Here is a 22526-nt window from a genome sequence, read left to right on the forward strand (position 1 = left end):
GCCCGGGATCACCCGGGGCCGCCCCGCCCCTCACATCATCCGGCGCCGTCTGCCCAGCCAGGTCTGGGCGATCACCACGACCGCCAGGAACGCGCCGCTGACGACCTGTTGGTACGCCGAGTCCAGCGAGCCGATCTGGTTGATGACGTTCTGGATGACCTTCAGCAGCAGCACGCCCACGAGCGAACCGCTGATGAAGCCGAAGCCGCCGGTCAGCAGGGTGCCGCCGATGACGACGGCCGAGATCGCCTCCAGCTCCATGCCGGTGCCCAGGATCGTGACGCCCGAGACCAGCCAGGCCGCGTTCAGTGCCCCGGCCAGCCCGGCGCACAGGCCGGACAGCGTGTAGACGGCGATCTTCGTACGGGCCACGGGCGCGCCCATCAGCGCCGCCGCGTCCTCGTTGCCGCCGACCGCGTACACGTACTGGCCGAACCGGCTGCGCCGCAGCATCACCGCGCCCACGACGAACAGCGCCACGGTGATCCACACCGGCACCCCGATGCCCAGCAGCTTCTCCTGGCCGAGGCTCGCGAAGAAGGTCTTCTCGTCCACCAGATAGGTGTTGGAGCCCTCGTCGGTGATGGCCAGCAGGATGCCGCGGGCGGCGAGCAGCGCCGCGAGGGTGACGATGAACGGCGCGAGTCGCGCCTTCGCGATCAACAGGCCGTTGACCAGCCCGATCAGCCCGCAGACAGCGAGCGGCAGGAGCAGCGCGACGAGTGTGCCGTACTGCGAACCCCACGCGCCGAGCACCCCGCCGAGCGCGAAGAGCGAGCCGACGGACAGGTCGATCCCGCCGGTGATGATCACGAAGGTCATACCGAGGGCGACGATCGCCAGGAACGCGGAGGAGACCGCCATGTTCTCCAGGTTGTCGCCGGTCAGGAACGTGTCGAAGCCGATCGACGCGCCGACGGCGACGAGCAGCAGCGTCACGAGCGCGCCGTGCTGCTGCGCGAGCGCGCTCAGCCGCTCGGCCCGGCTCGCGCCGAGCGGCGTCTCGTCGGTGTCCTTGCCGCCGGCCCCCTTGCCGGGGGAGGGGCCGCTGCCCGTGGCGCGGGCCGGACGCTCCGTGTCGGTGTGGGTCATCGCTTTCCCCGTTCGCGTGCCGCGTAGACCGCCAGGACGATCACCACGGCCTGGGCGATCTGCGTCCAGGAGGGCGGCAGATCGTGCTTGATGAGCGTCGCCGTCAGCAGCTGGATCAGTACGGCACCGGCCACCGTGCCGCCGATGCGGATCCGGCCGCCGCTGAGCGGGGTGCCGCCGACGACCACCGCCGTGATCGCCGACAGCTCCATCAGCGTGCCGAGCGAGGTCGGGTCGCTGGCCTGGAGCCGCGCGGTGGCGAGCACACCCGCGATGGCGGCGAGCACACCGGCGATGACATAGACGAGGATCAGCACGCGCCGTACCGGCAGCCCGGCGAGCTGCGCGGCGGGCCGGCTGTCGCCGATCGCGAGGAGCTGCCGGCCGAACGTGGTCCGCTTGACGGTGAATCCGACGGCCAGCGCCAGGGCGGCGGCGATCAGTACGAGATACGGGATGCCGAACAGGTCGCCCGAGCCGAGCGAGGACATGCCCGGGTCGCGTACGTCCTTGAGCTGCGGCAGCAGGACGAGGGCGATACCGCGTCCCGCGACCATCAACGCCAGTGTGGCGACGATGGGTTGGACGCCGATGAAGGCGATGAGCGAGCCGTTGGCGAGCCCGATGACGGCGCCGCCCAGCATCGCGACGATCAGCGCCACCCAGGGCCCGTAGCCGAGATACAGCGACAGCAGGGACGTCGACAGGGCCATCACGGAGCCGACCGACAGGTCGACGCCCTCGCTGCCGATCGCGAGTGCCATGCCCAGCGCGACGATGAGTACGGGCGCCACCTGCACGGCCTGGGTACGGAAGTTCTCCGTCGACAGGAAGTGCGGGGTGAGCGCGATGTTGACCAGCAGCAGGACGGCGACGCCCGCGTACACCCCGTAGTCCTGGAGCAGGCGCAGCAGCCGCGCGCGGTCGACGGGGGCGCCCTTCAGGGCGAGTTCAGTCATGGTTCCTCTCCCCTCCTGAGGAGGTCGTGTCGACCGGGACGGGGGCGGAGTCCGCTGCGGACCCGGGCGCGGTGACCGGCGTGTCCGGCGCCACGATCGCCGCCGCGTCCGGTGCGACCGTCTTCAGCTCCGCGTCCGACTCCGGCGCCGCCGCGATCGCGTGCATCAGCCGGTCCTCCGTGACGTCGTCCCCGGTCAACTCCGCGATCACGGCGCCGTCCTTGAGGACCACCACCCGATCCGACCCCTCGATCAGCTCCTCCATGTCGGAGGAGATCAGCAGCACCCCGAGCCCCTCCTCGGCGAGTTCGTCGATCAGGCCCTGCACCTCGGCCTTGGCGCCGACATCGATGCCACGGGTCGGCTCGTCGAGCAGCAGCACCTTCGGCTGCATGGCCAGCCAGCGGGCCAGCAGCACCTTCTGCTGATTGCCGCCGGACAGTTCGCCGACCTTCTGGTACGGCCCCGACGCCTTGATCCGCAGCCGCTTCATGAAGGTGTCCACGATTCTGTCGACCTTGGCGTCGTCCACCAGCCCGAATCGCGAGAGACCCGGCAGCGCGGCCAGCGCGATGTTCTCCCGGACCGAGAGACCGGGGACGATGCCCTCGGCCTTGCGGTCCTCGGGCAGCAGGCTGATGCCGGCCCGGATGGCGGCGGGCGTGGAGCCCGTACGTACGGCGGAACCCGCGACCACCACCTTCCCGGAGTCCGGCGGCAGCGCGCCCGCGATGGCCTTCGCCGTCTCGCTGCGCCCCGACCCGAGCAGCCCGCCGAGGCCCACGACCTCACCGGGCCGCACCTCGACCGAGACCTGATGCAATGTGTGACGCACCGTCAAGTCCTGTGCGCTGAGGACCGGTTCACGGCCCGCGTGATGGTCCCCGGTGAACTTGGTGACCCCCTCGCTGCGCACCTCGCCCATCTCACGGCCGAGCATCAGCGACACCAGCCGCAGCCGGTCGAGCTCCGCGATCGGCCCGGTGTGCACGAGCCTGCCGTCGCGCAGCACCGTGACCTTGTCGCAGACCTCGTACAACTCGTCCAGCCGGTGGCTCACGTACACCACCGCGATGTCGCGCTCCTTGAGCATCCGGATCACGCCGAACAGCGTGCGCACCTCGCGCGGCTCCAGCGACGACGTCGGCTCGTCCATGATGACGACCCGCGCGTCGACGGAGACCGCCCTGGCGAGCGCCACCATCTGCTGCGCGCCGACGCCCAGCGTCCGCAGCGGACGCTTGACGTCGACCCGCAGCCCCAGTGAGCGCAGCGCCTCGTCGGCCTCGCCGTGCATCCGGCGGAAGTCGATGAGACCGAGCCTGTTCCGGGGTTCGCGCCCCAGGAACAGATTGCGCGCCACGCTCATCAGCGGGACGAGGTTGACCTCCTGATAGATCGTGGAGATCCCGGCGTGCTGCGCCTCCAGCGGAGTCTGGAAGCGCACCGGACGCCCGTCGTGGACGATCTCGCCCGCGTCGGGCTGGTACACACCGGTGAGCACCTTGATGAGGGTGGACTTCCCGGCGCCGTTCTCGCCGATGAGCGCGTGCACCTCGCCCGGATTCGCGGCGAAGTCCACGCCGTCGAGCGCGCGTGCGCCCGGGAACGTCTTGGTCAGACCGGTGACCGACAGCACGTCAGAAAGCCTTGCCCAGATCGGCCTTGGCGTTCTCCGGGGTGTAGGCGCCGTCCTGGATGACGATGTCCTGCGCGACCTTCTCGCCCTTGGTGAAGGCGTCGAGGGTCTGGAACGCCAGCGGCCCGAAGCGCGGGTTGGACTCCACGACCCCGGAGATCCAGCCGTCGACGATGCCCTGCACGGCGTTACGCGTGCCGTCCACCGTCACGATCTTGACGTCGCCGGCCTTCTTGCCCGCGCTCTTCAGGGCGTTGACGGCGCCGAGGCCCATCTCGTCGTTCTCGGCGTAGATCCCCTTGATGTCGGGCTTCGACTGGATGAGCTGCTCGGTGACCTGCTGGCCCTTCTCCCGGGCGAACTCACCGGTCTGCGAGAACACCACCTTCAGACCGGGTGCCTTGGCCGCGATCTGGTCCTCGAAGCCCTTGGTGCGCTCGGTGGTGACGTTGTTGCCGGCCGCGCCGAGCAGGATCGCGATCTCACCCTTGCCGCCGGTCGCCTCGATCATCTGGTCGGCCGCGCGCTTGCCCTGCTCGATGAAGTCCGAGCCGATGAAGGACACATAGTCCTTGCAGGCGGTGGCGTTGATCTTGCGGTCGATGGTGACGATCGGGATCTTCTTCTGCGCGGCGGTGCGCAGCACCGGGCCCCAGCCGTCGGAGTTGAGGGGCGCGATCACCAGCAGGTCGGCGCCCTTGGCCATCAGGTCCTGCACATCGCTGATCTGCTTGGAGAACTGTGTCTGGGCGTTGGCGGACAGGAGCTTGATCCCGCGCTCCTCCGCCTCGGCCTTGATGGACGCGGTCTCGGCGATCCGGAAGGGGTTGGCCTCCTTCTCGGACTGCGAGAAGCCGACCGTGGCGGTCTTCAGGTCGATCTTCTCGCCGCCGAACTGCGTGATGTCACAGGTCTTGTCGTCCGCGCCGGGCGTGGCGACGACCTGGCCGCTGTCCTTCTCGCCGGCCGAGGAGCTCTTGTCGGAGTTGTCGTCCTCGGACTTGGCGCAGCCGCTGAGCGCGAGGGCGCCGACGAGACTCGCGGCGAGGACGGTAGTGGTGGTGGTACGGCGGACGGCGGAAAGCTTCATGGGGATCCCCATCTCGGCGCGGCCCCGGCGACCGGGACGCTCGCGGGAGGTCGGCTCGTACGGAACGGACTGCTGGAGTGTTGGTGGTGAGTCGTTCGGAACGGTTTTTACATCGTTGTACGGAGGCTGTAAAGCCTTCGCGCGATAACGGCTGTACGGGCGGGGGCCGGTGGCCCTCTCAGCGGCCGTCCCGGCGGCGGCCGAGTGTGCTCTCCCGCTCCACCAGCCGGAAATCGGCGCGGAGTTCACGTGAGCCGTTGCCCACGGGGTCTCCGGTGCCCAACAGGCGGTTGACGACGGAGCGCACGGCGAGCCGGGCGATGGTCTGTTTGTCCGGCGAGATCGTGGTGAGGGTCACAGCTCCGTAGCGGCCCTCGGTGATGTCGTCGAAACCGACGACGGCGACGTCCTCGGGGACCCGCAGCCCCCGCTCGGACAGCACCCGCATCGCGCCGATCGCGATCAGGTCGTTGTACGCGAAGACCGCGTCGGGCGTCACGCCCGAGTCCAGCAACTGGTTCATCGCGTCCGCCCCGTTGGCGTGGTCCCAGCCGCCCGTCGGGGCGATCAGGGAGTCCGGCGCCGGCAGCCCCGCCGCCTTCAGCTCGGCACGCCAGCCGCGCAGTCGCAGATGTGACGGCTCGTTGACCCTGTCGGTCCTGGCGCCCAGGAACGCGATCGTCGACCGGCCCAGATCGAGCAGATGCCGTACCGCCGTCCGGGCGGCGGCCACGTTGTCGATGGCGATGTGGTCGTACGGCAGGTCGTACTCCCGCTCGCCGAGCAGCACCAGCGGCGCGTCCTGGTCGCGGCCGAGCAGATCCTCCGTCTCCAGCTCGATCGGACTCAGGATCAGCCCGTCGATCACCCGCGCCCGGAAGCCCTGGCTGACCAGGACTTCCTGCTCACGGCGGCCACCGGTGTGGTCGAGCAGCACCGTGTACTCGTGCTCGGCCGCCACGTCGATGACCGAGCCGGCCAGCTCGGCGAAGTACGGGTTGCCCAGCTCCGGCACGGCCAGCGCGATGATCCCGGTGCGCCCCTTGCGCAGATGCCGGGCCGTGAGATTCGGCCGGTAGCCGAGCTCGTCGATGGCCAGCTGGACCCTGGCCCGCATCGCCGGGGTGACATGCCGGTAGTTGTTCACCACGTTCGAGACGGTCTTGATGGAGACGCCCGCGCGCTCCGCGACGTCCTTGAGGCTGACGGTCACCGTTTTTCCCCTCCGAGGCCGGCCCGAAGGTCGCCCCTGCCCAATCTGTACAACGTTATATACGTTGCGGGACCGGGCTTTGTCATGGCCCTGGACAGCAAGTGGAGACGCATGTTGTCATGCCAACTGCCGTTCCTTCCAACGTTGTACAGACTGTCGCAACGAGCCGCCACCCTCGGGCCTTGTCGGATGACCTCTGATCGGGCGTCCACGCCCTGGCACGCACGCTTCCCACGTTGCCGAAACGCCGAAGCAGCTCCGCTGCGACGGCATCCCGGCGCCTTGGCATCGCACGCGCCAGAACGCGTCCGCTCTCCGATCGCAGGTCACCCGACAGGGTCCAGCAGCAAGGAGGATTTGTGCGCATCCGAAGTAATTTGGCCCTTTTACTCGCCGCGGCCCTGGGCGTCGCCGGACTCACGGCGGTCCCGGCCGCCTCGGCCGCGGACGACCCGGTCGTGCCCCATGGACTCAAGGGCGAGTACTACTCCTCGTCCGCGCCCGGCGCCTTCGACTTCCACGAGCTGAAGGCCACCGGATTCGACCCGCAGATCGACTTCGGCAACCTCGACTCCCGGCTCGCCACGGCCACCGGCAGCGCCGATCACGCCAGTGTCCGCTGGACCGGGAAGATCGTCCCGGAACAGAGCGGCCCCCACACCTTCTCGATGATCGGCGACAACGGATTCCGCCTCTGGGTCGACGGCGAGATCGCCATCGACCACTGGGTCAACGACTGGGAGAAGGAACAGGTCTCCGAGCCGGTCGAGCTGACCGGCGGCCAGGAGTACGACATCAAGGTCGAGTACTTCGAGGACGTCGGCGGCTCGAACCTGCATCTGCGGTGGACCGAGCCCGGTGGCGCGAAAGAGCCGGTGCCCACGTCGGCGTTCCGGCTGCCCGACGGTTACGCGTACGACGGTGCCATCGCCACCACCGTGCTCGCCGACGGCCGTACCCTGCGGATGGAGTTCGCCCAGCGCCTCGGCGCCGTCCCGGCCGGTCTCGCAAGCCATCTCGACGCGATCATCGGCGGCGCCGAGTGGCCGATGACCTCCGTCAAGAAGGACCCCAAGGACTCCCGCAGCCTGCTCGTCGGACTGAAGGAGCCCGTCGTCGGCAAGGGCGGCTCCGCCGACATCCGCTACGACGGCGAGGGCGGCCTCGCCTCCCAGGACGCCGACCCCGTCGGGGAGTTCTGGAGCAGCGGACCGAACAAGTCCGAGTACCAGCTCTCCACGCCGTGGGCCAAGGACGTCGGCCCCGACAACGCGCTGCCCGAGTACCCGCGTCCGCAGATGACCCGCGACGCGTGGCGCAATCTCAACGGTGAGTGGCAGTTCGCCGCCGCCGAGGAGGGCGAGCGCCCGCCGGTGGGCAAGAAGCTGCGGGAGAAGATCCTCGTCCCGTACCCCGTCGAGTCACAGCTCTCCGGACTCGAACGGCACGAGGACCGGATGTGGTACCGCCGTACCTTCACCGTCCCCAAGAGCTGGGACATCAGTGAGGGCAAGCGCCTCAAGCTGAACTTCGACGCCGTCGACTGGCAGTCCACCGTCTACGTCAACGGCAAGAAGGTCACCGAACACAAGGGCGGCTACGACCGGTTCGGCGTCGACATCACCGACGCCCTCAAGCCCGGCCGTACACAGGAACTGATCGTCGGCGTGTACGACCCGACCGACGCCGCCGACGGCGAGAACCCGCCCATGGGCAAGCAGCGCCTCGACCCGAGCGGCATCTTCTACACCTCCTCGTCCGGCATCTGGCAGACCGTCTGGATGGAGCCGGTCGCCGCCGACCACGCCGACTCGCTGAAGCTCACCCCGGACGTCACGGGTGAGAAGCTGGCGGTCGAGGTGCGCGGCGTACGGGACGGGGTGCCGGTGACGGCCACCGCGTACGAGGGCAAGCGCAAGGTCGGCACGGTCAAGGGCCGTACGGGAGCGCCGCTCAGCGTGCCGGTGCCCGACCCGCGCCTGTGGTCACCGGAGGACCCGTATCTGTACAAGCTCGACGTGCGCGTCGGCGGCGAGCGCTCCGGCGACCGGGTCGGCAGCTACTTCGGTATGCGCTCCATCGCCGTCGAGAAGGTCGACGGAGTTCCGCGCACCGTGCTCAACGGCAAGCCGGTCTTCCTGATGGCCACGCTCGACCAGGGCTTCTGGCCGGACGGGCTGCACACCGCGCCGACCGACGAAGCGCTCGCGTTCGACCTCAAGAAGCACAAGGACCTCGGCTACAACTCCGTGCGCAAGCACATCAAGGTGGAGCCGGACCGGTGGTTCTACTGGGCGGACAGGCTCGGGCTCCTCGTCTGGCAGGACATGCCGTCGATGCCCAAGTCCCCGGCGGCGCCCGCCGCCGCCCAGTTCGAACACGAGATGAAGGAGATGATCGACCAGCACGCCAGCAGCCCCTCGGTGATCATGTGGGTCCCGTTCAACGAGGGCTGGGGCCAGTACGACCAGGCTCGGATCGCGGACCAGGCCAAGGGCTGGGACCCGACCCGGCTGGTCAACAACATGAGCGGCGTCAACTGCTGCGGCGCCGTCGACGGCAAGAACGGCGACATCGCCGACGCCCACGGCTATCCCACCCCGCTGCTGCCCGCGCCGGACGGCAAACGGGCGCTGGTCAGCGGCGAGTACGGCGGCCTCGGACTCGCCGTACCGGGTCACGCCTGGCCGGTCCAGCACACCTATGTGGGCGTCGACCAGGAGAAATACACGGACGAGTATCTGGGGCAGCTCGACAACGTGCGCGACCTCGCCTGCCGGGGGAGCAACGGAGCGGTCTACACCCAGATCACCGATGTGGAAGGCGAACTCAACGGGCTGCTCACCTATGACCGCAAGGTCATGAAGCCCGACGTGCAACGGCTCAAGGCGGCACACGAGGCCCTGATCCGCGACGCGTCCGACCCGGCGTCGATGGAGTGCGGGAACTCCTGAGACCGCCGCGTCCCCGGACGGGACCGTCGCGTCCTTGGGCGGGACTGTCGCGTCCTCGGACGAGTTTGTGGCCGCCTCGGGCGCCGGGCTTCTGCCCGGCGCCCGGGGCGGCACCTGTGAACAGTGCGTGAACGCCGGGAATAAGCAGGTCGGAGACCGTGCTTGAATCTGCTGCCGTCCCAGGACAGGCCCCTGGTCCGGCCAACGACGTCAGCAGTCAGAGCGAGGGATCACATGCCCAAGGCGTACGTCTACACCCGGTTCGGCGGCCCGGAGGGCGAAGCCTTCGTCGACCTGCCCAAGCCGGTCCCCGGCCCCGGGGAACTGCTCATCGCCGTCCGGGCGGCGGGCGTCAACCCCGTCGACTGGAAGCTGCGCACCGGCTACACCCGGCCGGGCTCGACCCCGAAGCCGCTGCCCACCGTGTTCGGCAGCGAGGCGTCCGGAGTGGTCGAGCAGGTCGGCGAGGGCGTGCGTGGATTCGCCGTGGGGGACGCCGTCTTCGGCTCCACCCTCACCGGCGGATACGCCGAGTACACCCTGCTCCCCGCGGCGGTCACCGCCCACAAGCCGGCCGCGGTGTCGTTCACCGACGCGGCGGCCCTGCCGGTCGCCGGAGCGACCGCGTACGACGGCATCCAGCAACTCGCCCTGCCCGCCGGCTCCACGCTGCTGATCACCGGCGCCGGAGGCGGTGTGGGCGTGGCCGCGACACAGATCGCCGCGAGCCTCGGTATCCGTGTGATCGGTACGGCGAGCGCGGGCAAGAAGGACTTCGTGGAATCGCTGGGCGCGGTGCACATCCCGCCGGGCCCCGGAATCCAGGAGCGGGTGCGCGGCGCCGCGCCCGAGGGCGTCGACGCGGTCTTCGACCTGGTCGGCGGCACGGACCTGGAGGCCGTCGCCGGGCTCGTGCCCGACCTGACGAAGCTGATCAGCGCCGGGGACAAGCCGCGCGTGGTGGACCTGGGCGGCGCGGCGGTCGTACGGCTGCGCACGGCCGCCGTCCTCGACCAGGTGGCCGCACTGGTGGTGTCCGGCACGCTGCGGCCGTATGTGACGCGTACCTTCCCGCTGGCCGAGGCGGAGCGGGCGCTGCGCGCCGTCGAGGACGGGCACGCGCTGGGCAAGGTCGTGATCGAGGTCGGCGCGTGAGCGCCGGCACCCCGGCCGCCGGGTCCGCCGTCTCGTCCTACCACCCGCTGGACAATCCGGTGCTGGCCGCGCTGACCGGCCCGCACGCCCGGTTCGCCGAGCGGCGCGGCCGGGTGCTCGGCTACCAGGCCGAGGTGTCGACCTGGCTGGCCCTGCCCGAAGAACCGGACGCCCGCGACTGGACGGACGCCGCCGCGCTGGTCGGCGGCGACGGGACCGCGACGCTCTGCGGGACGGACGCGCTGCCGCCGGACGGCTGGGAGGTCGTCTTCGAGGTCGACGGTGTCCAACTCGTCGACGAGTCCCTGGCCGCCGTCCCCGACGAGGAGGCGGTGGTGCTCGGCGTCGCCGACGTACCCGAGATGCTGGACTTGGTGGAGCGCACCAGGCCGGGGCCCTTCCGGCCGCGCACCGTCGAGTTGGGCACGTATCTCGGCATCCGGCGCGACGGCGAGTTGGTCGCGATGGCGGGGGAGCGGATGCGCCCGCACGGTTGGGCGGAGATCAGCGCGGTCTGTACGGCGCCGGAGTTCCGCGGCCAGGGGATGGGCGCCCGGCTCGTCCTGGCGGTGGCGGCGGGAATCAAGGACCGGGGCGAGAGCGTGTTCATCCAGGCCGCTGCGGACAACATCAACGCCGTCCGGCTCTACGAGGCGCTGGGCTTCCGGCTCCGCCGCCGTATCCCCTTCAGGGGGATCCGCGTCCCCGAGCGGTCGCGCGTACCGGCGACGGCGGGCGGCTGACCGGGATCTGACGGACGCACACAGCGACGGGGCGGGTGGACGGGCCTTCGAAGGCCATCCACCCGCCCCACCCACGTGGGGTGCCACGGCTACGTCCGGACCGGCTCATTCATCTGGCTGGAGCGAACGGCTCGGCCGCGCATCCGGCTCGCCCGCATCGCCGCGCCGGCGCAGACCAGACCGAGCAGAGCGGTCAGAGCCCCTGGGATGACGAGGCTGAGGAACACGCCGCGGTCCGGGCTCGAACCGACGACCCAGGGCGCCGCGCACATCCAGGCACCCATCAGAACAAGGGCCCAGCTGAAGCCGTACGTCCGGGTCGGGGTGGCGGAGAAGGCGAGGGCCAGACCGGCGATCGCGATTCCCATGATCACGCTGTGGATCACGAGACCCGGCTGGCTGGCCGTGTAGTGAAGGATCCAGGGTGAGAGCGCGATGAACAGGCCGGCGAGAAAGATCGGGCCGTCCAGCAGCGCCACATCACGTCCACCGAGCACGCGGGCGTACCTGGCCCGCATCTCTGGTACGTCAGGGTGAGCACCTATGTCTCCCCTGGTGTCGGAAACACCTGGGTGAGCACCTGTGGCTCCCCTGGTGTGTGAAACATCGGCCATGATTCTCGACTCCTTCGGTCTGAGAGGTGCGACCGTGCTGCACCGGATCAAGCGGTACATGACCATTCTGCCCCCTTATTCACCTTTATGTGTAGTTGAGCGTGAATAAATCGCCCGGTACCTCATGGCAAACTGTTCGAGGCCGCTCGGCCGGACGGCCGTATGCGCGCGTGGCTCGGCGGACCCGGGACGGATGAGCGTCCGAACGGGTGAGTGACGAGTGATAGGGAACGGCACCGGCGATGACGTTGACTGATGACGGGACCGCGATCGGCGAGAGCGGACCGGACACCGCGTACGGCCCCGGAATCGACCCCGAGCGCATGGCCGTCTGTCTCTCCGTGCTCGACGAGCTGGACAAGCTGGACGTCGACCACCCCGACGCCGTCGCCGTACGCCGCGCCACCGCCGGTATCTACCGCACCGTCAAGCAGCGCCGCCGCCAGGAGCGCCGCGCGGCGAAGACCGCCAACGACAAGGCGGTCACCGAGGCGACGGCCACCGGATCCGCCGAGCGCATCGACGACGAGACGCAAGGGCTGCTGCCCTCGTCCTCGGTCGCCGGTGAGATCGCCGGAATCCTCCAGCGGCCACGCTCCTGCTACATCTGCAAGACCCGTTACGTCGAGGTCGACGCCTTCTACCACCAGCTCTGCCAGGCGTGCGCGGCCGAGAACCGGGCCCGCCGGGACGCCCGTACCGATCTCACCGGCAAGCGCGCTCTGCTGACCGGCGGACGCGCCAAGATCGGCATGTACATCGCGCTGCGCCTGCTGCGCGACGGCGCGCACACCACCATCACCACCCGCTTCCCCAACGACGCAATCCGCCGTTTCAAGGCGATGGAGGACAGCGCCGACTGGATCCACCGGCTGAAGATCGTCGGGATAGACCTGCGCGACCCCGCCCAGGTCGTCGCCCTCGCCGACTCCGTCGCCGCCGAGGGTCCGCTGGACATCCTCATCAACAACGCCGCGCAGACCGTACGGCGCTCCCCGGGGGCCTACAGCGAGCTGCTGGCCGCCGAGTCCGCGCCGCTGCCCGCCGGTGAGCTCCCGTCCTCGCACGTCATCGGCGCCTTCGGCAGCGGGGCGCAGGCCGTGCTGCCCGCCGGCGGCGGCGAGGCGCTGAGCGCGTCGGACGTCACCGGTCTGGCCCTGGTAGGCGGCTCGGCCACGCTCGCCCGTATCGAGGCGGGCACGGCGATCGACGCGGGCGGGCTCGTGCCCGATCTGCACGACACCAACAGCTGGATCCAGACGGTCTCCGACGTCGATCCGGTGGAGCTTCTCGAAGTCCAACTGTGCAACTCCACCGCGCCGTTCATCCTGATCAGCCGGCTTCGCCCGGCGATGGCGGCGGCGTCGTCGAGGCGTACGTACGTCGTGAACGTCTCCGCGATGGAAGGCGTCTTCAGCCGTGGCTACAAGGGCGCCGGCCATCCGCACACCAACATGGCGAAGGCCGCGCTCAACATGCTGACCCGCACCAGCGCGCAGGAGATGTTCCAGTCCGACGGCATCCTGATGACCGCCGTCGACACCGGCTGGATCACCGACGAGCGCCCGCACCCGGACAAGATGCGACTCGCCGAGGAGGGCTTCCACGCCCCGCTCGACCTGATCGACGGCGCGGCGCGCGTCTACGACCCGATCGTGCGCGGCCAGGGCGGCGAGGATCTGTACGGCTGTTTCCTCAAGGACTACGCGCCGGCCAACTGGTAGAAATCACCCGGACACCGTCAACTGGTAGTGGGCGGACCGCCGTACAGGCGCTGTCCGGAAGTGACCCACTTCACGGGCCCCATCGAGCGGACCCGCGCTCATTTGGTTAATGTATGGCGCACGGACGTCACCCGGAGACCCACGAAGGTTCCTCGGCCGTCCCGGGACAGGTCTGCAACCAGACCATCGCCCCGCCCGAAAACCGGCGCCACCGCGACCGAACCTGCCCTGCCCCTGCCCCAGTTGGCGGTCGGCGCCCGGTACGAGTCCGGAGTCGGTGCGTCCGGGGTTACGCGACACAAAGGAGTGCGCGGTGACACCTGAGAAGGCTCAGCACGAGAACAGCCCGGCGGAACGAGGCGGTGAACGGAGCGGCGGTCCGCGGCAACTCCGGAACATCGAGGTGTGGGCCAGATCCGCGCCGATCAGGCTGGCGGGCTACGAGGACGACCTCGCGGAGCCGCACATCCTTCAGGGAATCGACTAGAGCGTCATCTGATCAGTCATCTGGTCGGTCGTCTGATCGGCGTCGCGCGATCGGCCCGGTTCGGTCTGGTCCGATCGTCTGTGAGCGGCGGGCGGGTGGTTCCACCCGTCCGCCGCCCCCGCTTGCGGCACGGCCCGGTGTCCGGCAGATATGGAGTCAGATTCCGGACAGGACGAACAGCTGGGAGACCCTGTGCGACGCCTACCCATTCGCCGTCGGCACGCCGTGCTCGCCATGCTGTCGGCCGGCATCCTGATCACGGCCGGCTGCGGCGAGGACAGCGTCGGCAGGGATCCGCGGGCGGCGAAAGCGGCCCAGGCGGCCTCCACGAAGGTCACCCTCCAGCCCCTCGCCACCCCCGGCCCCCACCCCTTCACCACGTCGACCGCGGCCCCCGTGCCGGACGCGGCCCCCTCGCGGCCACCGTCCCCGAGCGGCCCCGCCACCCGTCCGCAGACCCTGCGCTCCGTCTCCGGCGCCATCGCCGGGCTGTACGGCGGTACGAGATCGACCCCCGCCTGCGACGTCGACGCACAGGTCCGGCTGCTGACCGCCGACCGCGCCAAGACCGCCGCCTTCGCCCGCGCCGCCGGCGTCCGCGCCCCGTCCGTCCCCACCTTCCTGCGCGGGCTCACCCCCGTCGTCCTGCGCGCCGACGTACGCGTCACGAACCACGGCTACCGGGACGGCGCGCCCGCCGCCTTCCAGGCCGTACTCCAGAGCGGCACCGCCGTCCTCGTCGACGACCGCGGACTGCCCAGGGTCCGCTGCGCCGGCGGAAACCCGCTGCGGCCCGCCGCGGCGCTGCGCGCCGACGCCGTCCACCAGGGCACCCCGTGGAGCGGCTACCGCCCCGACCGGGTCGTCGTGGTCAAGCGCAGCACCCAGGCCGTGAGCGCCCTGGTGATCGTCGACGCCGTCGACAACACCTGGCTGGAGCGCGCGACCGGCACCGACGGCGACAAGGACAAGAAGCCCGCCGTCCCGCCGCCGTACCCCCCGGACACCGACATCATCGACCCGTCGCTGGAGCCGCCCACGCCGGACGACGGCGGCTCGGACAGCCCGGACCCCGGCCGCTCCGACCCCGCCGTCCCGGATCCCGACGCCTCCGAGCGCGACCCGGCCCCCTCGCCCGACTGCCGCACCCCGGACGCCCCGTCGCCCGACGAGCAGTGGTCCGAGCCCATGGCGGACCCGCGTGACTGCGGCGAGCCGTCGGACGCTCCCGACGGCGGTGTCGATCCGGACTACCCGGTGATGCCGATGTCCCCGGAGCGGCCGGGCCCCGAGGGGCGGCTCGACGGCGACCCCGGCGCGCCGTCCGGCGACGACTCCGTCCTCACCGTCCCCGACGCCGGTCCGGCCGGGCCCGCCACCTTCCAAGGCTGACCGGCCGCCATGCGGCGGGGCGTCCACCGTGTCCGCCGGACCGGTCGAGATATCCGACAAATGATGACAGAGTGACTCCATGGTTGATCGGGAAGCGGGGCCCCCGTCGCTCCCCGACGACTGGCCCGCGAAGCCGGAACTGAGCCTGGCCCTCAACGGCATGGGCTGCTTCGACTGGGACCTCGGCAGCGGCCTGCTCCACCTGGACCAGGTGGCGCTGGGGATCCTCGATCTGCGCGACGACGAGTACGACGGCACGCGCGACAAGGTCATGGAGCGCCTGCCGCCCGGCGAGGGAGAACGGCTCGACGCGCTCGTGGGCGAGGCGATGGCCCGCAGCAGCCAGGGTTACGGTGCCTACTTCCGCGTCCGGCGTCGTGACGGCACCCTGCGCTGGACCCACTCGCAGGGCCACGTCCGGCGCGACGCCGACGGCCGCCCGCGGCGCATCATCGGCATCATCCGTGACGCCACCCAGGAACTCGCCGACTCGATGGCCCGGCTCGACCTCGACGAGGAGCGCCGGCGCCGCACCACCGTCGTCGAGGGCGCGACGGCCGCCCTCTCGCACGCCAGAACGGTCCAGGACGTCATCGACGTGCTGAAGGAGTCCGACGGCCTCGAACACCTCGGCGCCGCCAGCATGGTCATGGGCCTCCTCGACTCGGGGCGTATCCATCTGGTCGCCGAGGGGCCGGCGGGCTCCTTCGTGCCGGGGACCCGCGTCACACGGGTGGACGAGGAGTACCCGATGAGCGAGGTGATCCGTACGCTCGCCCCGCGGTTCATCGAGTCCGAGGAGGACTTCGCCACCTCCTACTCGGGCCTGTGGCCGCACATCAGCCACCTCGGCATCACCTCGGCGGCCTATCTGCCGCTGATCGCGCAGGGCCGCCCCATCGGGGCCGTCGGCCTGCTCTACGGCGACAAGATCGGCTTCACCACCGAGGACCGCAATCTGCTCGTCGCCCTCGGCAGCAGCATCGCGCAGAGCCTCCAGCGCGCCGTCCTCTTCGAGCAGGAGCACGACCTCGCCGAAGGGCTCCAGCAGGCGATGCTGCCGCGCCGGATCCCGGCCGTGCCCGGCGCGGAGATCGCCGTCCGCTACCGCTCGGCGCGGCTCGGCAGGGACGTCGGCGGTGACTGGTACGACGTCATCCCGCTGCCCGGCGGCCGGGTCGGCGCCGTCATCGGCGACGTACAGGGCCATGACACCGACGCCGCGGCCGTGATGGGACAGCTGCGGATCGTGCTGCGGGCGTACGCGGCCGAGGGCCACACCCCGGCCACGGTGATGGCACGGGCCTCGGTCTTCCTGCACGAACTCGACACCGACCGCTTCGCGACCTGCGTCTACGCGGAGGTCGACCTCGCCACGGGCGTCGTCCGGATGGTCCGGGCCGGCCATGTCGATCCGATGATCCGCGACACCGACGGCAGCTGCCGCCGGCTGCCCGCGGAGGGTGGACTGCCGCTGGGGCTCTCGGCGGAGTTCGGCCGGCTCGAATACCCGGTGAACACCGTCGAACTCGACCCGGGCCAGACGCTGGTCCTCTACACCGACGGGCTCGTGGAGATGCCCGGCGCCGATCTGGACGAGGGCATGCAGCGCCTGGCCGGCGTGATCGCGAGCGGCCCCCGCGACCTCCAGAAGCTGGCCGACCAGCTGTGCGCGGTGGTGGACGAACGCGGCGGTGAGGACGACGTCGCCGTACTGCTGCTGCGCAGGCGGGGCGCGTACGCCGGCCGGACCGGCGGCAGACTCCAGCAGCACGTCGGGCAGAACGAACCGGAGGCGCTGTCGTCGGCGCGGCACATGGTCCGGGCGGCGGTACGGGCGTGGGGCGCGCAGGAGCGGTCGGACGACATCGAGCTGGTGGCCGACGAGCTGATGACCAACGCGCTGACCCACACCGACGGCGCGGCGGTCGTGACCGTACGGGTGCTGCCGGGGATCGAGCGGCGGCTGCGGCTGGAGGTCGAGGACCGGTCGAGCGCGCTGCCCCGGATCCGGGACGCGGGGGAGACGGGGGTCTCGGGCCGGGGGCTGGTCCTGGTGGACGTGCTGTCCGACGAGTGGGGTGTGGAGTCGCGCGGCAACGGCAAGTGCGTGTGGAGCGAGTTCGTCGTCTCGGCGCGTTCCGGGGAGGGAGGCGGCTGAGGGGCGGGGATGGGCGGGACGGGTGCCCTGGGGCCGGGGCCCGTCCGTGGATCGGGCGGAGGCGGAAAGGGGGCGTTACAGTGACGCTAACTGAGCGTAACGCGTTCGTACTTGACCGTAACCGACCGCAGGCGATTGACTTGCGGTCTCTCGCTGCCGTCAACACAGCCCCGAAGATCCGCGACCCCAAGACATGAGGCTCCCTTGACCACCGAGCTGCTGGCACCTCTCGACCTGGCCTTCTGGCATCTCGAATCCCCCGACCATCCGATGCATCTCGGCGCGCTCGCCGTCTTCGACGCGGCGCCGGGAGCGGGACCGGCCGACGACGAGGCGCTGGTGGAACTGCTGGCCACCCGCGCGGCGGCCGTGCCCCGGCTCCGGATGCGGGTACAGGACGTGCTGCTGCCGGTGGGCGGCGCGGCGTGGAGCGTGGACAAGGACTTCGACGTACGCAGCCACGTCAGACACCTGGAACTGCCCCCGGGGGACTTCGCCGAGGAGACCACGCGGCTCGCCGGTGAACTGATGGAACGGCCGCTGGAGCGCGGCATCCCGCCGTGGGAGATGTACGTCCTGACGGGCGGAACCGCACCGGCCGGGCGCCCCTTCGCCGTCCTCGTCAAGCTGCACCACGCGCTCGCGGACGGCATGCGCGCCGTGGCCATCGGCGCCGGGATCTTCGACCAGATCGCCGACGCGCGCGCCGCCGGCACCCGCCGCGCCCGCCCCGCGCCGCCGCGCTCCTGGCTGCCCGGCCCCTGGCAGGTGGCCGACCGGGCGAGGGACCGGATCGGCGACCTGGGCAAGGCGCTCGGGATCGGCGCCTCCGTCGTCCGCGCCAGCCGGCTCGACCTGCGCACCCCGACCGCCCTTGTGGCGGGCTCCAGCGGCACCCGGCGGCTCGCCACCGCGGTGCTCGCGCTGGAGGACGTACGACGGGTACGCAAGGAGCACGGCGGCACGGTCAACGACGTTCTGCTCGCCACCGTCGCGGGCGCGCTGCGGCGCTGGATGCTGGAGCGCGGCGAACGACTGCCGGACTCCGACCGGCGCACCGATCCGCGCGCCCTGGTGCCGGTCTCGGGGCGGCGGCCGAGCCGGGCCCGGTACGGCGCGGGCGCGGGCGGCAGCTCCGGTTCGGGCAACATGTTCTCCGCGTACCTCCTCGGCCTGCCGGTCTCCGAGCCCGACCCGCTGCGCCGGCTCACCGCGGTACGCGAGGCCATGGACCGCAACAAGAAGGACGGCCCCTCGCGGGGCGCCGGAGCGGTGGCCGTACTCGCCGGACAGCTCCACCCACTCGCCCACCGCCTGGGCGCGCCGCTCGCGGGCAACGCCGCCCGGATCCTCTTCGACGTCCTGGTGACGAGCGTGCCCCTGCCCCGCGCGACGCTCTCGTTCGGCGGCTGCCCGCTGCGCGCGATCTACCCCATGGCCCCCCTGGCACGCGGCCAGTCCCTGTCGGTGGGCCTGACGACCTACGGCGGCCAGGTCCACGTGGGCCTCGTCGCCGACGGCAAGGCGGTGCCGGACCTCGACGGCCTGGCCCAGAACATGACGGAGGAACTGACCACCCTGCTCCACACGCTCCCGCCGGAACCGGCACCCTCCCCGCGACCGCCGGTCGCCCACCAAGCGGCGCAGCCCGAGCCGACTCGCGCGGCCGGTCCGACGCCGACGCCCGAGCCTGCGGCCCCTGGCGGGCGCCCCGCCGAGCCCGTGGCCCCCACGGCGCCGGCGCCGACGTCCGAGCCTGCGGCCCCGACCGTGCCTGCGGTTCCTGCCGAGTCAGTGACCCCTCCCGAGGGGGCCGCCGAGGCGGAGTCGGCTTCCAGATCGGCAGGCCCTACGGCGCCTCCGGCTGCGGCCGAGCGCACGGCCGTGCCGGCATCGGCTATCGGCCGGGCGGCTCCCGCCGAGCGGGTTCGTGCCGTCGATTCCGCGGCCCCTGCCGGGCCGACGCCGGCTTCTGGACCTGCGGTCCCTACCGCGCCCGTGACCGCCGGCCGGGCGGCGCGGGCCGAGTCGGCTCGTGCCGCCGATCCCGTGGCCCCCACGGCGCCGGCGCCGACGTCCGAGCCTGCGGCCCCTACCGCGCCTGCGGCCTCGGCCGAGCGCACGTCCGAGCCGGCATCGGCTGCCGGCCAGGCGGTGGCTCCCGCCGAGCCCGCGGCCCCCGCCGCACGCGCGTCCGCCCCCGGCCAGGCGGCTTCCGTCGCGCCCGAGACGCCCGCCGCGTCCGCGACCCCGGCGCCCGTGCAGCTTGCTCTGATTGCCGAGCCCGTCGGCCGCGCCGCCGAGTCCGCTGTGGTTGAGCTGGTCCGATAGGTCGGACAATTCCGCCCACCGAGTCCCGGTCCGGTGGGTCCTCGGGCGTCGGGTCGGGCGAACTCAAGCAGGGCTGTCCGCTGGGGACTTCGGTGCTCCGAAAGTGTTGACGCCGCCCAGTCATCCGATGAATATTCTGGGTGTCAACTTCGGGAGGCACAGCGCAATGCGGCAGAACACCCTCGGACGCGGCGAGGTCGGCGTGTCCGAGCTCTCCTTCGGATCGGCCGGGATCGGCAATCTCTACACCCCCGTCGAACCCGAGCGGGCCGCCGCGGCGGTCGAGGCCGCCTGGGACGCGGGCATTCGCTACTTCGACACCGCGCCGCACTACGGCATCGGCCTCGCCGAGCGCCGGCTCGGTGAGGCCCTGCGCTCCCGGCCCCGCGCCGAGTACACCCTGTCGACCAAGGTGGGCCGGCTGCTGGAGCCCCTGCCGTTCGCGGACGGCGACGACCTGGCCAACGGCTTCGCCGTACGCGCCACGCACCGACGCGTCTGGGACTTCAGCGCCGACGGCGTACGGCGCAGCATCGACGACAGCCTGGAGCGCCTCGGTACCGACCGTATCGACACGGTCTATCTGCACGACCCGGACGAGCATGTCGCCGAGGCCTTCGGCCAGGCGTACCCCGCGCTGGAGCGGCTGCGCGCCGAGGGGGTCGTCGGTGCGATCGGCGCCGGGATGAACCAGACCGCCGTGCTCACCCGCTTCCTCCGGGACACGGACGTCGACGTCGTCCTGTGCGCCGGGCGGTACACGCTTCTCGACCAGTCCGCCCTCGTGGACCTGCTGCCCGAGGCCGCCGCGCGCGGCCGGAGCGTGGTCGTCGGCGGTGTGTTCAACTCCGGGCTGCTCGCCGACCCGCGCCCCGGCGCGACGTACGACTACCGTGCCGCGCCGCCCGCGCTGCTGGAGCGCGCCCTGCGTATCAAGGCCGTCGCCGAGCGGCACGGCGTCCCGCTGCGCGCCGCCGCCATCGCCTATCCGCTGCGGCATCCGGCCGTCGCGAGTGTCCTCGTCGGGACACGGTCCGCGGACGAGGTCCAGGACGCCGCGGACATGTACGCCCGAACCGTCCCGGACGCGCTCTGGGACGACCTGCGCGCCGAGGGGCTGCTGGAGGGCGACGCCCGATGAGCGGAGCGCCGCCCCGGCAGCCGACCCGTTCGGCGCCCGTCGTGGACGCCCACCACCATGTGTGGGACCTGTCCGTACGCGACCAGGACTGGATCACCGGCCCCGCCATGGCACCCATCCGGCGCAACTTCGGTATCGCCGATCTCGCCCCGGAGGCCCACGCGGCCGGTGTCGGGGCGACCGTCCTCGTCCAGACCGTCACGGTCGCGGAGGAGACCCCCGAGTTCCTCGCCCTCGCCGACCGGAACGAGCTGATCGCCGGCGTCGTCGGCTGGACCGACCTGACCGCCCCCGATGTCGCCGACACCCTCGCCGCGCTGCGCGAACTGCCCGGCGGCGACAAGCTCGTGGGCATCCGGCACCAGGTCCAGGGCGAGCCCGACCCGCAGTGGCTGCTGCGTCCCGAGGTCCAGTACGGGCTCGCCGCCGTGGCCGCCGCCGGGCTCGCGTACGACCTGATCGTGCTGCCCCACCAGCTCCCGGCCGCGACCGCCGTCGCCGCGCTGCTGCCGCAGCTGACCTTCGTGCTCGACCATCTCGGCAAGCCGCCCGTCGCCTCCGGTGGTCTCGACCCCTGGGCCGGTCACATCCGGGCGCTGGCGGCCAGGCCGAACGTCGTCTGCAAGCTCTCCGGCATGGTCACCGAGGCCGAGTGGGACTCCTGGACGGCGGCCACGCTGCGCCCGTACACGGAGACCGTGCTCGACGCGTTCGGCTCGGCCCGTCTGATGTTCGGCTCGGACTGGCCGGTGTGCCGGCTGGCCGCCTCGTACGCCGAGGTCGTCGACGTCACCCGTACGCTCACCGCCGACCTGAGCGACAACGAGCGGCGCGCGGTCTTCGGCGCGACGGCCACGGCGGTGTACGGGCTGTGAACCGCCCCCGGCGCCCGTCGGGCGTTCGGTCCGGCGCTGCGGCACCCTTGAGGCATGCCGGAAGTCCCCGAGGTCGAAGCACTGCGTGAGTTCCTGGACGGCCAACTGGTCGGCAAGGAGATCGTCCGGGTGCTGCCCCTGACGATCAATGTCCTCAAGACGTACGACCCGCCGCTCACCGCCCTGGAGGGCGCCACCGTCAGCGCGATCGAGCGCCATGGCAAGTGGCTCGACATCGTGGCGGGCGACTCCGGGCTGCATCTCGCCATCCATCTGGCCCGCGCGGGCTGGCTGCGCTGGAAGGACGAGTTCCCGGCCGTGCCGCCACGCCCCGGCAAGGGGCCGCTGGCGCTGCGCACCGTCCTGGCCGAGGGCGACGGCTTCGACCTGACGGAGGCGGGCACCACCAAGCGGCTCGCCGTGCATCTCGTACGCGACCCCTTCGAGGTGCCCGCCATCGCGAGTCTCGGCCCCGACCCGCTCGGTGACGGCTTCGACCGGGACGCGCTCGCGGCGCTGCTCGCGGGGGAGCGGCGGCAGCTCAAGGGCGCCCTGCGGGACCAGCGGCTGATCGCGGGCATCGGCAACGCGTACAGCGACGAGATCCTGCACGCCGCGAAGATGTCGCCCTTCAAGCCGGTCCACAATCTCTCCGACGACGAGATCACCGTCTTGTACGACGCGATGCGTACGACGCTGACCTCGGCGATCGAGCGTTCGCGCGGCGTCGCGGCGGGGCGGCTGAAGGCCGAGAAGAAGAGCGGGCTGCGGGTGCACGGACGGGCCGGCGAGACATGCCCGGTGTGCGGCGACACGATCAGGTCGGTCTCTTTCGCGGACTCCTCGCTCCAGTACTGCCCGACGTGTCAGACGGGCGGCAAACCGCTCGCCGACCGCAGGACGTCCCGCTTCCTCAAGTAGGCGGCAACGGGACGACGCCGCCGCCTGAATCGCCC

General features: G+C 71.4%; 16 protein-coding genes and 1 pseudogene. 11 read left to right on the plus strand and 6 right to left on the minus strand.

Annotated elements, in window-relative coordinates; genetic code table 11:
* Positions 1–30 precede the first annotated feature (30 nt).
* The 5 genes from ACFYNU_RS20460 to ACFYNU_RS20480 form a co-directional block, all read right to left on the minus strand.
* The gene (locus ACFYNU_RS20460; protein ID WP_356592484.1) at positions 31–1092 is read right to left on the minus strand and encodes an ABC transporter permease; all 1062 of its coding nucleotides are present in this window, start codon (positions 1090–1092) and stop codon (positions 31–33) included.
* On the minus strand, positions 1089–2051 hold the full coding sequence (locus tag ACFYNU_RS20465) for an ABC transporter permease (protein ID WP_135068310.1): 963 nt from the start codon (positions 2049–2051) through the stop codon (positions 1089–1091). The genes ACFYNU_RS20460 and ACFYNU_RS20465 overlap by 4 nt, the downstream gene beginning before the upstream one ends.
* Positions 2044–3690 (minus strand): sugar ABC transporter ATP-binding protein, encoded by a 1647-nt coding sequence (locus ACFYNU_RS20470; protein ID WP_356592482.1) that lies wholly within the window; start codon positions 3688–3690, stop codon positions 2044–2046. The genes ACFYNU_RS20465 and ACFYNU_RS20470 overlap by 8 nt, the downstream gene beginning before the upstream one ends.
* A 1-nt stretch (position 3691) precedes the next feature.
* Positions 3692–4780: an ABC transporter substrate-binding protein gene (locus ACFYNU_RS20475; RefSeq protein WP_356592480.1), complete on the minus strand. Its 1089-nt coding sequence runs from the start codon at positions 4778–4780 to the stop codon at positions 3692–3694.
* Positions 4781–4958: 178 nt separating this feature from the next.
* Positions 4959–5993: a LacI family DNA-binding transcriptional regulator gene (locus tag ACFYNU_RS20480; protein WP_356592479.1), complete on the minus strand. Its 1035-nt coding sequence runs from the start codon at positions 5991–5993 to the stop codon at positions 4959–4961.
* Between the two features lie 377 nt (positions 5994–6370).
* Between ACFYNU_RS20480 and ACFYNU_RS20485 the strand changes: the two genes are divergently transcribed.
* From ACFYNU_RS20485 to ACFYNU_RS20495, 3 genes are all read left to right on the plus strand, one after another.
* Positions 6371–8947, plus strand: coding sequence for a PA14 domain-containing protein (locus ACFYNU_RS20485; RefSeq protein WP_356592477.1), 2577 nt, complete (start codon positions 6371–6373; stop codon positions 8945–8947).
* A gap of 234 nt (positions 8948–9181) precedes the next feature.
* Positions 9182–10102 carry an NADP-dependent oxidoreductase gene (locus ACFYNU_RS20490; RefSeq protein ID WP_356592475.1) on the plus strand — a complete coding sequence of 307 codons (921 nt, stop codon included), beginning with the start codon at positions 9182–9184 and terminating at the stop codon, positions 10100–10102.
* Positions 10099–10845, plus strand: a complete 747-nt coding sequence (locus ACFYNU_RS20495) for a GNAT family N-acetyltransferase (protein WP_356592473.1) — start codon at positions 10099–10101, stop codon at positions 10843–10845. The genes ACFYNU_RS20490 and ACFYNU_RS20495 overlap by 4 nt, the downstream gene beginning before the upstream one ends.
* Before the next feature lie 89 nt (positions 10846–10934).
* Here the strand turns inward: ACFYNU_RS20495 and ACFYNU_RS20500 are convergent, their stop codons facing one another.
* Positions 10935–11459 (minus strand): SPW repeat protein, encoded by a 525-nt coding sequence (locus ACFYNU_RS20500; protein WP_356592471.1) that lies wholly within the window; start codon positions 11457–11459, stop codon positions 10935–10937.
* A gap of 242 nt (positions 11460–11701) precedes the next feature.
* Here ACFYNU_RS20500 and ACFYNU_RS20505 point away from each other — a divergent pair, with 242 nt between their 5' ends.
* From ACFYNU_RS20505 to ACFYNU_RS20540, 8 genes and pseudogenes are all read left to right on the plus strand, one after another.
* The gene (locus ACFYNU_RS20505; protein ID WP_356592469.1) at positions 11702–13183 is read left to right on the plus strand and encodes an SDR family NAD(P)-dependent oxidoreductase; all 1482 of its coding nucleotides are present in this window, start codon (positions 11702–11704) and stop codon (positions 13181–13183) included.
* 313 nt (positions 13184–13496) lie between these two features.
* Positions 13497–13670 carry a hypothetical protein gene (locus tag ACFYNU_RS20510; protein WP_356592467.1) on the plus strand — a complete coding sequence of 58 codons (174 nt, stop codon included), beginning with the start codon at positions 13497–13499 and terminating at the stop codon, positions 13668–13670.
* A 192-nt stretch (positions 13671–13862) separates the two neighbouring features.
* Entirely contained in the window at positions 13863–15062 is a 1200-nt protein-coding gene (locus tag ACFYNU_RS20515; RefSeq protein WP_356592465.1) for a DUF6777 domain-containing protein, read from the plus strand.
* A gap of 79 nt (positions 15063–15141) precedes the next feature.
* Positions 15142–17223: a SpoIIE family protein phosphatase gene (locus tag ACFYNU_RS20520; protein WP_356592463.1), complete on the plus strand. Its 2082-nt coding sequence runs from the start codon at positions 15142–15144 to the stop codon at positions 17221–17223.
* Positions 17224–17427: 204 nt separating this feature from the next.
* Positions 17428–18807: pseudogene (locus ACFYNU_RS20525) on the plus strand (wax ester/triacylglycerol synthase family O-acyltransferase); the annotation flags it as partial.
* Between the two features lie 913 nt (positions 18808–19720).
* Entirely contained in the window at positions 19721–20695 is a 975-nt protein-coding gene (locus ACFYNU_RS20530; protein ID WP_356592461.1) for an aldo/keto reductase, read from the plus strand.
* On the plus strand, positions 20692–21570 hold the full coding sequence (locus tag ACFYNU_RS20535) for an amidohydrolase family protein (protein ID WP_356592459.1): 879 nt from the start codon (positions 20692–20694) through the stop codon (positions 21568–21570). The genes ACFYNU_RS20530 and ACFYNU_RS20535 overlap by 4 nt, the downstream gene beginning before the upstream one ends.
* Before the next feature lie 54 nt (positions 21571–21624).
* Complete coding sequence (locus ACFYNU_RS20540; protein ID WP_356592457.1) at positions 21625–22491, plus strand: DNA-formamidopyrimidine glycosylase family protein; 867 nt, start codon at positions 21625–21627, stop codon at positions 22489–22491.
* The last annotated feature ends 35 nt before the right edge of the window (positions 22492–22526 follow it).

The sequence above is a fragment of the Streptomyces sp. NPDC006643 genome (genome assembly GCF_042870175.1).
Taxonomy (GTDB): domain Bacteria; phylum Actinomycetota; class Actinomycetes; order Streptomycetales; family Streptomycetaceae; genus Streptomyces.

Bases quoted from the DNA above. Each gene is read 5' to 3' on its own strand.
- ACFYNU_RS20460 (WP_356592484.1), bottom strand. From the start codon at position 1,092: ATGACCCACACCGACACGGAGCGTCCGGCCCGCGCCACGGGCAGCGGC.
- ACFYNU_RS20465 (WP_135068310.1), bottom strand. From the start codon at position 2,051: ATGACTGAACTCGCCCTGAAGGGCGCCCCCGTCGACCGCGCGCGGCTG.
- ACFYNU_RS20475 (WP_356592480.1), bottom strand. From the start codon at position 4,780: ATGAAGCTTTCCGCCGTCCGCCGTACCACCACCACTACCGTCCTCGCC.
- ACFYNU_RS20490 (WP_356592475.1), top strand. From the start codon at position 9,182: ATGCCCAAGGCGTACGTCTACACCCGGTTCGGCGGCCCGGAGGGCGAA.
- ACFYNU_RS20500 (WP_356592471.1), bottom strand. From the start codon at position 11,459: ATGGCCGATGTTTCACACACCAGGGGAGCCACAGGTGCTCACCCAGGT.
- ACFYNU_RS20505 (WP_356592469.1), top strand. From the start codon at position 11,702: ATGACGTTGACTGATGACGGGACCGCGATCGGCGAGAGCGGACCGGAC.
- ACFYNU_RS20520 (WP_356592463.1), top strand. From the start codon at position 15,142: ATGGTTGATCGGGAAGCGGGGCCCCCGTCGCTCCCCGACGACTGGCCC.
- ACFYNU_RS20530 (WP_356592461.1), top strand. From the start codon at position 19,721: ATGCGGCAGAACACCCTCGGACGCGGCGAGGTCGGCGTGTCCGAGCTC.
- ACFYNU_RS20535 (WP_356592459.1), top strand. From the start codon at position 20,692: ATGAGCGGAGCGCCGCCCCGGCAGCCGACCCGTTCGGCGCCCGTCGTG.
- ACFYNU_RS20540 (WP_356592457.1), top strand. From the start codon at position 21,625: ATGCCGGAAGTCCCCGAGGTCGAAGCACTGCGTGAGTTCCTGGACGGC.